Below are 10,608 nucleotides of genomic sequence, written 5' to 3' on the forward strand. Positions count from 1 at the left end.
TTCCTGAAGATGATTCCGCCCTACCCGCGGGAAGGGCGGGCGGGGCTCACACCGATCGCGGGCATCGCTCCGTATTTCCGCAGCGCAGCCACCGTCGCCTTCGCTCCGACCCGGCTGGAAGACCTCATCATTCTCTTCACCCGCCGACCGGACGGCATTCATCCTGGCGGATATCGGCCCGACTTCACGCCTTTGTGCGCCATGCGAGATCGGCGCCGACCATAAACGCAATGAGTTGATCCATCACTCATTGTTGATGTTGCGAGTTCATGGCCACCACGCCGCTTCTCAATATCCGGCAAGAGTGCGCTCGGCCGGAGCCGGGGCGGTTACCGGGGCGGGTCGCTGCGGGAGATCGCCAAGCAGCTCGACCTCAGTCTGACCAGCGTCGTCCATCACTTCCCCAGCAAGAGCGCGCTCCTCGTGGCCGTCCTCGAGAACGCCGACTCCGCACACGTAGACACCTCGTCGGGCTTGGACGTCACGCTCGTCGCATGCGACCATCCTGGCCATGTCATCGATCAGAAAGGGCCATGCCGCGTAGGCGCCCTTCCCAGGTCCGTACGCGAGGATCGGCGTGCGGGACCCACAGAGCTGTGATCCATCACGTTCCTGGGCTCGGCCGTCGTCCCATGGCCGCGGTGATCACCCTCGAACACACGCGCATGTGGCCGGGCGCGGTGGCGGCGGCCCTGGTGGCCTGGCACGAGGCGGCCCTGGTGGGGACCGCTGATCGCCTCTTCCGCAGGTGCGAGTGCGATGAGTGCACGGGCGAGGCGCCCCGCCGGCGACTTCAACGGGCTCTCGTCGGCTTACCTCCGTGGGCCAGACCGCATCTGTATGCCCTGGTCCTACCCGTCGACCTGTACTACCTCCGCCGATCCTCACCAACGCCCGACTCCGCTTGGGCATGGTGGCAACGGCGTGAGGATCGGAGCGGGTAGAGGCGGGCATGGAGAGCGTGCTATGGCGCCACCACGGGTGCGGTACGCGCGGTGGGGGCCTCATCATGATCGCGGCACTGCGCTGACGGGAATCCGAATGCTCGCGGTGTGTCACGAGATGGACCGGAGCCGGCCGTGGGACCGGCGCCGGAGTCGGTCGACGGCCTCGGCCGTCTGGTCGTCGGCTGGGAGGAAGACGACGAGTTGCTGGGCCTCCGCGGGCAGTTCGAGCGTCTCGCGAAGCAGCCGAAGCTGGTGCCCGGCCGGGTGGTTGAGCCGGAGAACGCCACGTCGCGGCACCACATGACGCTTCAGGCGGCGGGTGAAGTCGGGCCCGGCGATGGGTGTGAGCTCCGCGGTGAGCCACTCGAGGTTCTCGAGGGATGGCGCCTGCCACAGGTCGAAGGCCTGCTCGTCCGCGATGTCGTCCCAGTCGACGAAGAACGTCCGGGCGCGGGGGTCGGTGAACAGGTAGCGGTTGAGGTTCGGATGGGCGGCGTCGAGCAGTCCGGTGCCGCTGGTGACCAGCTCGTAGCCGCCGGTGTGGGCGAGGACGTCGCCCAGCCGGTTGGTCACGATGGCGACGCCGGGTTCGAGGAGGCGGAGTGTCCGCAGGACGGACGGTCGCACGTGCCGGGACGGTGGCACGGGCCGGATGTGGACGGAGCATTCGTCGCCGGTGATCTTCGCGAGGTAGCGCAGGTGGTTGCGCTCCGAAGGGGTGAGGCGCAGCGCGTCGCCGAGGGCGTTGACGACCGCCGGCGACGGATTGCGGTCGCGGCCCTGCTCGATGCGGGTCAGGTATTCGACGCTGATGCCGGCCCACGTGGCGAGGTCCAGCCGGCGCAGACCCGGTGACCGGCGGCGGCCGCGGTCCGGCAGCCCACGGGATTCCGGCTGGATGCTGTCGCGCTTGGCCCGGATGAAATTCCCCAGTGGCGTCCCCACGTCGACACGCTACCGGGCCGCCCGGCGATCGCACAGTGCGGAGGGTGACCCTCCGGGGGCTAGCCTGAGCTCGGTCTGGCTGTCGGCCACGGTGCGGCTCGATCGTGGTGTGCATGGAGAGTACGTCGACGCGGCGTTCCGGTCAGGCGTTGCTGGTGTGGGGGCTGCTCGTGGTGGCCGCGAACCTGCGGGCGAGCTTGACCGGCGTCGGGCCGTTGCTGGATCAGGTGCAGGCCGATCTGGGTCTGGCCCCGGCCGTGGCGGGCCTGCTGAACACGCTGCCGTTGCTGACGTTCGTGGTGCTGTCCCCACTGGTGCCCCGGCTGGCCGCGCGGTGGGGAGCCGAGCAGTTGCTCGGTGCCGCGCTCGTGGTGCTGACGTTGGGGATCGCGCTCCGGTGGGTGCCGGCGGCGGTCGGTCTGTTCGGCGGAACCGTGCTGATCGGGGCGGGCATCGCCGTCGGCAACGTGCTGCTGCCGAGCCTCATAAAGCGCGATTTCCCCACCAAGGTGGGACTGCTGACCAGCGCCTATGCCACCGTGATGGGCGGTGTCGCCGCGGTGGCGTCCGGGGTGGCGGTGCCGATCAGTGAGGTCGCCCCCGGCGGTTGGTACACCGCGTTGGGTTGCTGGGTCCTGTTCGCGCTGGTGGCCGTCCTGCTGTGGTTTCCCCAGGTGCGGGCTCCGCGGCGTACCGCGCAGGCGATTCGCGGACACCGGTTGCCGTGGGGTTCCGGGCTGGCGTGGGCGGTCACGGCGTTCATGGGACTGCAGTCGCTGGGCTTCTATGTCGTCGTGACGTGGCTGCCCCAGGTTTTCCAGGACAACGGCATGAGCGCGGCCACCGCGGGATGGCTGCTGTTCCTGTTCCAGGCGGTCGCGGTGCTGACCAGCCTGGCGGTGCCCGGCGCGATGCGGTGGGCGCGTAACCAGCGCGCGCTGGCGACGATCTGCTCGGCGGTCATGTTCCTCGGCTACCTCGGACTCTTCGTGGCGCCGGGACTGGCGTTGCTGTGGAGTGTCGTCCTCGGGTTGGGCGGCGGCGCCTGCCTCGTGCTCGCGCTGGCCTTCATCAGCCTGCGCGCCCAGGACGCGAGCGTGGCGGGCGCGTTGTCGGCGATGGCGCAGTCGATCGGTTACCTGCTGGCCGCCGCGGGGCCGGTGGTTTTCGGGCTGCTGCACACGATGAGCTCCGGCTGGCGAGCACCGATCATGTTGATGTGCGTGGCCGCCGCCGGCCAGACGGTCGTCGCGCTGGTGGCCGGTGGGGGCACGGTACGTTCAGCCGCCGGCGATTCGACAAGCCCGTAAAAGTGTTTTGTCCACAACGGCATCACCTGCGTTCTTCTCCCTGTGACCCCATCTGCGCGATCGCGGGCTATTTTTTCCGGGTTATTGACGAAATATGAACGACTAGGCACACTCTCCGCAAGCTGCCCATCGGATGGGCGCTGACGTGGAGGACGTGAGTGATGACTGATGCCGACAACGGGTTGAACGTCGACCGACGGTCCCTGCTGGCGGGCGCCGCCGGCCTTCTGGGAGCGGCGGCGCTGCCCGCGACCGCCGCGCAGGCGACGCCGACGAACGCCGCATTGAAGCGATACCCGTCGAACTGGCCCGACCTCGAGCCCTACGGCCTCGCCGACACCCGGCTCGACCTGTGGCCGCGCGAGGACAACTCCTTCATCCTCCCGCTGGAACTCCGCCCCCGTGACCAGGAGCTCGGCCGGGTCTGGATGCGGGACACCTACGTCAACTGCTTCGTGGCGAAGGGCCGTCCCGTCTACGTCGCCACCGGCACCACCCGGGCGCCCGGGATCGCGGGGCCCGCCCCGTGGAACGACGGCATCTTCGTGTGGACCTCCCCGTCCCTGCGCGGGCCGTGGAGGCTGGCCGACACCACGGGCATCCGCCCAGGCGCCGAGAAGGGCAAGGTCTGGTCGCCCGAGTTCGCCGACGAGAACCGGCCCGGACGCACAGTGGTCGCTCCGTGGCAGGAGTACTGGAACGACGACCAGTTCGGCAAGCGCGGCGACGTCTGGGCCCCGGAAGTGCACTACTTCCGCGGCAAGTGGTACATCGTCGCCTGCATGGGCGACCACTCGAAGAAGGTCGGCTCGTTCATGCTCGTGAGCGAGGGCGGGGTTGAGGGCCCGTACCGGCTGGTCCAGGGCAACTACGACAAGCCCTTCGGCGACTCCTTCATCGGCGGGCCCGGCTTCATCCTGCCCGGCGCCTACCACCACATCGACGGCAGCCTCTACACCGAGGGCGACGACGCCTGGCTGGTGCTGCACAACCACCTGTACGCGAAGTTCCGGGACGACATGGAGGACATCGTCCCGACCACCAACCTCCCGAGTTTCCAGCAGGTGCCCTACGCGCCCGAGCCGTATCTCGAAGGCGCGTACGTGTTCAAGCACGGCGGCAAGTACTTCCTGCTCCAGGCCGCCTGGAACCGATCCTCGACCAATGCCGACGGCAGCACCCGGTACGCCTACGACCCGCCCGGCGCCGGCCGCACGCAGTACCACTACGACGCGGTCGTCGCCGTCTCGGACACGTTCGAGGGACCGTACTCGAAGCGGTGGACCGTGGGTGTCGGCGCCGGCCACAACAACTTCTTCGTGGACCACAGCGGCAAGCTGTGGGCGACGTTCTTCCGCAACCCCAGATTCGGCTACTGGTCCGACCCGTCGCGCGTCGGCGACACAGCGGTGCCCGGGGTCGTACGGGTGGAATGGACGGGGCCGAAGGGCAACCGCCTGTACGTCCAGCGCCGGAACCACACGATCGACGACTGAGCGGGGCTCAGGTCACCAAGCCCCTGCGGTAGGCGTAGACCACCGCCTGCACGCGGTCACGCAGGTCGAGCTTGGTGAGGATGCGCGACACGTACGTCTTGACGGTCTCCTGGCTGATCACCAGCGTCGCGGCCACCTCGCTGTTGGACAGGCCGTCGGCGATGAGGCGCAGCACCTCCAGCTCGCGTGGGGTCAGCGCGGCGTCGTCCGGCGTGTCCTCGGTGGGGCGGATCCGCGACGCGTACCTGCCGACGAGCTGCCGTGTCACCTCGGGTGCCAGCAGCGCGGCGCCGGTCGCGACAGTGCGGATGCCGTGCAGCAGTTGCGCCGGCGGGGCGTCCTTGAGCAGGAACCCGCTGGCCCCCGCGCGCAGCGCCTCGTACACGTACTCGTCCAGGTTGAACGTCGTCACCACGAGCACCTTGACGGGATCGGCCACCCCGGCGCCGGCCAGCAGGCGGGTCGCCCCGATGCCGTCGAGCACCGGCATCCGCACGTCCATCACCACGATGTCCGGGTCCAGCCGGCGGGCGAGGTCGACCGCGGCGCGGCCGTCCCCGCACTCGCCCACCACCTCCAGGTCGGGCTGCGCATCGATGATCGTCGCGAACCCGGTGCGGATCAGCGCCTGGTCGTCGCAGACCAGGACCCGGATCGGCGTGGTCACGACGCGCTCCCGGCGGGGATGCGGGCCCGTACGTCGAAGCCGCCGCCCGCGCGCTGGCCGGCGCTGAACTCGCCGCCCAGGGCGTCGACCCGGTCGCGGAGCCCGGCCAGGCCCCGCCCGCTCCCGCCGGGAGAGCGCGTGCGGGAACCGGAGCCGTCGGTGCCGACCTCCACGGTGATCTCCTTCTCGCCGTAGCCCACGCGGACCTCGGTGTGGCAGCCGTGGGCGTACTTGAGGGCATTTGTCAGAGCTTCCTGCACGACCCTATAGGCCACGAACTCCGCGCTGCCTGCCGACTCCGCGGGCTCCCCCTCCTCGGTGAACGTCACCGGCTGCCCGGCCTGACGCGTCTGCTCCACGAGCGTGTGCAGATCGCCGGCGGACGGCGTACCGGCGTCGGTGTCGTGGTCGGCCTTGAGCAGGTCGAGCAGGTGCCGCAGATCGCTGATGGCCCGCCGTCCGGTGTCGGTGACGGCGGTCAGGGTCGCGTCGAGGCGGTCGGGCGCGGCGGTCAGGTAGCGTGCCGCCTCGGCCTGTACGACCATCGCCGTCACGTGGTGGGTCACGACGTCGTGGAGTTCGCGGGCGATGCGGGTGCGTTCGGCGGCGCGGGTGGCCTCGGCGACGTGGCGGCGGCGTTCGGCCTCGGCGGCCCGGGTGGAGCGCAACCAGGTCCCGATGCCCCACGCGAGGACCAGCGCCAGGTAGAACAGCGCGATGTCGGCCGGCGTCTCGTTCGAGCCGAGCCGGTCGAGCGCGAACATCAGCGGCAGGTACGCGGCGGAGAGCAGGATCACGGTGACGCGCCGGCCACGTTCCAGATGGGCGCCCGCGCTGATGAGCGCGATGGGCAGCGCGGTGCCGGCCAGCGCGTGATAGGCGAAGAGCTGGTCGAGGGCGAAGCCGAGCGACACCAGGACGAGACCGGCGGCCGGCCACCGCCGGCGCACGGCGAGCGGGAGACACTCGAGAGCGATCACAACGACGGCCAGCGCGTCGTAGGGGCGGGGCGGCAGGTCGCCGATCTGCGTCCCGTGGCCTTGGAACTCCGGCAGGAGTGACGCGACGGTCAGCAGCAGCGCGAACGGTAAATCCCGTACCGTGACGTCACACCGCCGCCACAGGCCCTGGACCCGGCGGAGATCGATCATCGGACGAGCCTAGCGGTCACACCGTCGCCCACGTGTCCCCCTTGCGAGCTACCTGCGAATGTCCACCGTGTGGTGACGATTCCGGGACCGTCGACTCCATAGCGTTACGACGTGGCACGGCGCCTCAGCCGCCGTGTGAAGACGTCTCTCGCTGGAGGACATCATGCTCCGCACATACAAGACTGCCGTTGTGGCCGCGCTGTGCAGCACCGTGGTCAGCACGGCGGTCGCCGGCTGCGACGGCGACTCGCTGGACAACTGGGACCCGCTCGCCCCCACGACGCAGAAGGCCGATGCCGGCCCGATCTCCGGAACCAGGAAGATCGATGTCGCGGGCCGGTCGGTGAACGTGTCCTGTTCGGGCGACCCGGCGAAAGGCAGGCCGGTCATCATGCTGATGCACGGAGGGGGCGACGGGCTGGACAAGATGGCCGCCCTCCAGAAGACGCTGGGCAAGAAGAACCGGGTCTGTTCCTACGACCGGCTCGGCGCGGGCGCGAGCGACCAGCCGGATGGCCCTCAGGACTTCGCCGGCACCGGGAAGATCCTCACCGGGGTGCTCGACCGGGTCGCCGGTGACGGCCCGGTCGTCCTGGCGGGGCACTCGCTGGGCGGGCTGATCGCCGCCAGGTACGTCCCCGACCATCAGGACAGGGTCAAAGGGCTGGTCCTGCTGGACACCACGTCGCCCACGATGGTGGACGACATCACGAAGGCGATCCCCGAGTCCGCCAAGGGTCCGGCGGCCGAGGTGCGCGCGCAGAACCTCGCGATATTCCAGGGTCAGAACCCGGAGAAGCTCGTCATCACCGACGGGAAGGTCCGCTCCGCCGGGAACATCCCGGTGGAGGTGATCCAGCATGGGAAGCAGTACCTCGCGGCCATCCCCACGTACGGACGGCGCCTGGAGCAGGCGTGGTCCGCGGGCCAGCGCAAGTGGCTCGCGGTGTCCAGCGGCAGCAAGCTGAGCACGGCCACCGGCAGCGGGCACTACATCTACGTCGACCAGCCCGATGTCGCCGTCCAGGCCATCGAGCGCGTCACCTCGCAGGTGGCCGGCGAGTAACCGGCCGGCCGAGGGCTGCGACGGTCAGTGCCCGGACGGCGCCAGATGGGCGCGCTCTCCTTGCGCGCCGAACAGGGTGAGCAGCTCCGCGGGCCGCTCATCGGCACTGCCGATCCAGTGCGGGATGCGGGTGTCGAACTCCACGGCCTCGCCCACACCGACCAGGAACTCCTGCTCCCCGAGCACGAACCTGACCTGTCCGTTGAGGACGTAGAACCACTCATATCCCTCGTGGGTCTGCAGCTTCATCGTGGCCGATCGGCCGGCGGGCGGATAGATCACCTTGTAGGCCTGGACACCGCCGGCGCGCCTGGTCAACGGCACCATCACCAGCCCGGATCGCCGCACCGGCCGCAGGTGGATGCGCGGGTCACCGGTGGGCGGCGCCGCGACGAGATCATCGAGCGGTACGTCGTGCGCCCGGGCCAGCGGCAGCAGCTGCTCCAGCGTGGGGCGGAGCTTGCCGTTCTCGAGACGGGACAGCGTGCTCGCGGTGAGGCCGGTCTCGTTCGCCAGCGCCGCCAGCGTGGTGCCCCGCGCCCGGCGCAGGGCCCGCAGGCGCGGCCCGACTCCGGCCAGAACGTCTTCGGAGGTGTCCATGCCGTCGATGATGCGGATCCGCAATTTTTCTTGCAAGTCCGCGATGACGGCGGCGATGCTGCCGGTACACCACCGGCGCTTCCGGATCACGCCGGCCGACGAAGGGCAACTCACATGGACACCACCCGACACCGCCACCCCACCACCGACGTCTCGAGCGACCAGGACGCCGGGCTGTTCTGGGAGCGGCACTACCGCGCCCGCCGTACCTGGGACGCGCGCGTCAACCCGCTGCTCGCCGAGACCGCCGCGCCGCTGCGTCCCGGCGCCGCCCTGGATCTGGGCTGCGGCGCCGGCGGCGACGCCATCTGGCTCGCCCGGCAGAGCTGGCACGTCACCGCCGTGGACATCTCCGTCACCGCCGTCGAACGGGTCCGGGAACGCGCCCGCGAACTCGGCATCGCCGACCGGGTCGCCACCGAACAGCACGATCTGGCCCGAAGCTTCCCGGCCGGTCGGTTCGATCTCGTCTCCGCCCAGTACTTCCACACCCCGTTCCCGCTGCTCCGAAGCCAGGTCCTGCGCACCGCCGCGCAAGCCCTGCGCACCGGCGGGCTGCTGCTGATCGTCGACCACGGCTCCACCGCGCCCTGGTCGTGGAACCAGGACCCCGACCTCCACCACCCCACACCCACCGAGATCGCCGCCGAACTCGATCTCGACCCCGCGCACTGGACCGTCCTGCGCGCCGACATGCCCCACCGCCGGGCGACCGGACCCGCCGGCCAGACGGCCACCGTCATCGACCACATCCTGCTCATCCAGCGAACCGCCGGATGACCGCCCGAACCACACCACACGACGTCACGTCGAAACGGAGCGACTCGATGCCGGCAAGCCGCGCGCAGCGATCCAAGGACACCACGCCTCCGCGGACCGGCGCCGACGAGAAGGCCACCCTGCGGGGCTTCCTCGACTACCTGCGCGACGCGGTCGCGGACAAGGTCGTGGGCGCACCCGAACCGCAGGTCCGAACCGGCGGAGTTCCCTCGGGCACCAACCTTCTCGGGCTGCTCAAGCATCTGGCGTTCGTCGAACGGTTCTACTTCCTCGGCGAGGACGCCGGCGACTGGCGCGCCACCATGCGACCGTCCACAGAAGACACCGTCGACGGCGTGCTCGCCGACTACCGCAAGACCGTCGAGCGAGCGAACCAGGTCATCGACGCCTGCCCAGACCTGGCCCTTCCCGCTCCGCGAGCCCCACGTCCGGGGCCGGCGCCATCGATGCGATGGGTCCTTGGTGCACATGATCGAGGAAACCGGCCGGCACGCCGGCCACGCCGACATCCTCCGCGAGCAGATCGACGGATCCACCGGCCGCTGACGGATGCGTGGCAGGCGCCTCGGTTCGGGCGCCGAAACCCGCGCGTCACTTGGTCCAGACGGTGGTGTAGTGGCCGGTGGCGCTCACCGCGGTGGCGGCGGGACGGTAGCCCTTCGCCACATGGCGCTTGAACTCGAAATCGTGGTCTTCCTGGGTCAGGTCGGCTCTGACCAGCCGGCGCAGGTGGTGTCCGGTGGTGGACCGATGATCTGGTAGCCGTGGCGGGCGGCCACCTCGGCCAGCAGGCCAGGGTCGGTGTCACGGGCGGCGATGTCGGCGGCGAAGTGTTCGAAGCCGGCCGGCCAGGTCAGTTGGAGCAGGCGTAGCGGAGAGTCCTGGCGGTTGGCGAAGGCGTGGGGCAGGTGGCGAGGCAGCAGGACGAAGGCGCCGGCTCCGGCCTGCCAGGTCTGGTCGCCGCAGTACAGCTGGACGGTTCCCGACAGCACATAGAACGCCTCGTCGTCGCGCTGGTGCACATGCCAGGGAGTGGCGAAATACGGCGGGCACTCCTGCTCGATCAGGGTCAGGGCCTTGCCGGTCTCCGACTCCCCCGCCTTCACGGTCATCGTGGTGCCGAGAAACCGATGGGTGGCACCGGCCCCGGCGGGCAGGTGGAGCGCGCTCATGGCCGCCTCTGCCGGGTGTAGAGCCGGATCTCGATGCCGTCGGGGTCGATGATGCCGCCGATCAGCCATCCCACGCTGCCTTCGGCGATGCCGGAGTGCTCCACACCGACCGCGTCCAGGTGATCGGACCAGGCGTGGAGCGCCTGCAGGGTCGGCACGGCCAACGCGACCGGATCGAACCCGCTCAACCCGGCGGCCCGCTCGGGCTCCTCACGCAGCGCGATCATGAGCGTCTGGTCCGTATCGGCCAGCGCCACGCCGCGCAGCACGCCGTCCTCGACGAACTCGATCGCCACCTCGAGTCCGAGCACGCGCCGGTACCACTCCAGGCTCTTGTGCACGCTGGAGACGGGCAGCTTGACGTGGTGGAACCCGCCTAAGAGGTCCTAACAAAGTGAATCTTGACCGGCCGTGCATCCATGCTTCGATGGCCATCGAGATGTCTGGAGCCTAGGTTGCGTTCCGGAGCCGTTG

The 10,608-nt window shown here is 69.8% G+C and carries 12 protein-coding genes and 2 pseudogenes; 7 read left to right on the forward strand and 7 right to left on the reverse strand.

Going from position 1 to position 10,608, the window contains the following annotated elements; all coding sequences use genetic code 11:
- Positions 1 to 291: 291 nt before the first annotated feature.
- The gene (locus tag ACWDRB_RS36170) at positions 292 to 600 is read left to right on the forward strand and encodes a TetR/AcrR family transcriptional regulator (RefSeq protein WP_449901454.1); all 309 of its coding nucleotides are present in this window, start codon (positions 292 to 294) and stop codon (positions 598 to 600) included.
- 455 nt (positions 601 to 1,055) lie between these two features.
- Here the strand turns inward: ACWDRB_RS36170 and ACWDRB_RS36175 are convergent, their stop codons facing one another.
- The gene (locus ACWDRB_RS36175) at positions 1,056 to 1,892 is read right to left on the reverse strand and encodes a helix-turn-helix transcriptional regulator (RefSeq protein WP_449901420.1); all 837 of its coding nucleotides are present in this window, start codon (positions 1,890 to 1,892) and stop codon (positions 1,056 to 1,058) included.
- A 113-nt stretch (positions 1,893 to 2,005) separates the two neighbouring features.
- On the opposite strand from ACWDRB_RS36175, the gene ACWDRB_RS36180 reads away from it, so the two are divergent.
- Positions 2,006 to 3,202 (forward strand): CynX/NimT family MFS transporter, encoded by a 1,197-nt coding sequence (locus ACWDRB_RS36180; protein WP_449901423.1) that lies wholly within the window; start codon positions 2,006 to 2,008, stop codon positions 3,200 to 3,202.
- A gap of 161 nt (positions 3,203 to 3,363) precedes the next feature.
- Entirely contained in the window at positions 3,364 to 4,698 is a 1,335-nt protein-coding gene (locus tag ACWDRB_RS36185) for a family 43 glycosylhydrolase (protein ID WP_449901425.1), read from the forward strand.
- A 7-nt stretch (positions 4,699 to 4,705) separates the two neighbouring features.
- Here ACWDRB_RS36185 and ACWDRB_RS36190 read toward each other — a convergent pair whose 3' ends face one another.
- Positions 4,706 to 5,365, reverse strand: coding sequence for a response regulator (locus tag ACWDRB_RS36190; RefSeq protein ID WP_449901428.1), 660 nt, complete (start codon positions 5,363 to 5,365; stop codon positions 4,706 to 4,708).
- Positions 5,362 to 6,516 carry a sensor histidine kinase gene (locus ACWDRB_RS36195; RefSeq protein ID WP_449901431.1) on the reverse strand — a complete coding sequence of 385 codons (1,155 nt, stop codon included), beginning with the start codon at positions 6,514 to 6,516 and terminating at the stop codon, positions 5,362 to 5,364. The genes ACWDRB_RS36190 and ACWDRB_RS36195 overlap by 4 nt, the downstream gene beginning before the upstream one ends.
- A gap of 163 nt (positions 6,517 to 6,679) precedes the next feature.
- Between ACWDRB_RS36195 and ACWDRB_RS36200 the strand changes: the two genes are divergently transcribed.
- The gene (locus ACWDRB_RS36200; RefSeq protein ID WP_449901433.1) at positions 6,680 to 7,582 is read left to right on the forward strand and encodes an alpha/beta fold hydrolase; all 903 of its coding nucleotides are present in this window, start codon (positions 6,680 to 6,682) and stop codon (positions 7,580 to 7,582) included.
- Positions 7,583 to 7,606: 24 nt separating this feature from the next.
- On the opposite strand, the gene ACWDRB_RS36205 is transcribed toward ACWDRB_RS36200, so the two are convergent.
- The gene (locus ACWDRB_RS36205) at positions 7,607 to 8,182 is read right to left on the reverse strand and encodes a helix-turn-helix domain-containing protein (RefSeq protein ID WP_449901435.1); all 576 of its coding nucleotides are present in this window, start codon (positions 8,180 to 8,182) and stop codon (positions 7,607 to 7,609) included.
- Between the two features lie 114 nt (positions 8,183 to 8,296).
- Between ACWDRB_RS36205 and ACWDRB_RS36210 the strand changes: the two genes are divergently transcribed.
- The 3 genes and pseudogenes from ACWDRB_RS36210 (at position 8,297) to ACWDRB_RS36220 (ending at position 9,508) form a co-directional block, all read left to right on the forward strand.
- Positions 8,297 to 8,962 (forward strand): class I SAM-dependent methyltransferase, encoded by a 666-nt coding sequence (locus ACWDRB_RS36210; protein WP_449901437.1) that lies wholly within the window; start codon positions 8,297 to 8,299, stop codon positions 8,960 to 8,962.
- A gap of 47 nt (positions 8,963 to 9,009) precedes the next feature.
- Positions 9,010 to 9,339, forward strand: a pseudogene (locus ACWDRB_RS36215) (mycothiol transferase); the annotation flags it as partial.
- A 91-nt stretch (positions 9,340 to 9,430) separates the two neighbouring features.
- The gene (locus tag ACWDRB_RS36220) at positions 9,431 to 9,508 is read left to right on the forward strand and encodes a mycothiol transferase (protein WP_449901457.1); all 78 of its coding nucleotides are present in this window, start codon (positions 9,431 to 9,433) and stop codon (positions 9,506 to 9,508) included.
- Between the two features lie 45 nt (positions 9,509 to 9,553).
- Here the strand turns inward: ACWDRB_RS36220 and ACWDRB_RS36225 are convergent, their stop codons facing one another.
- The 3 genes and pseudogenes from ACWDRB_RS36225 to ACWDRB_RS36235 form a co-directional block, all read right to left on the reverse strand.
- On the reverse strand, positions 9,554 to 9,628 hold the full coding sequence (locus tag ACWDRB_RS36225; RefSeq protein WP_449901460.1) for a hypothetical protein: 75 nt from the start codon (positions 9,626 to 9,628) through the stop codon (positions 9,554 to 9,556).
- Between the two features lie 35 nt (positions 9,629 to 9,663).
- Positions 9,664 to 10,134, reverse strand: a complete 471-nt coding sequence (locus tag ACWDRB_RS36230) for a cupin domain-containing protein (protein WP_449901439.1) — start codon at positions 10,132 to 10,134, stop codon at positions 9,664 to 9,666.
- Positions 10,131 to 10,496 (reverse strand): annotated as a pseudogene (locus ACWDRB_RS36235) (VOC family protein); the annotation flags it as partial. The pseudogene ACWDRB_RS36235 and the gene ACWDRB_RS36230, both read right to left, overlap by 4 nt.
- Between the last annotated feature and the right edge of the window lie 112 nt (positions 10,497 to 10,608).

It is taken from the genome of Nonomuraea sp. NPDC003707 (assembly GCF_053587055.1).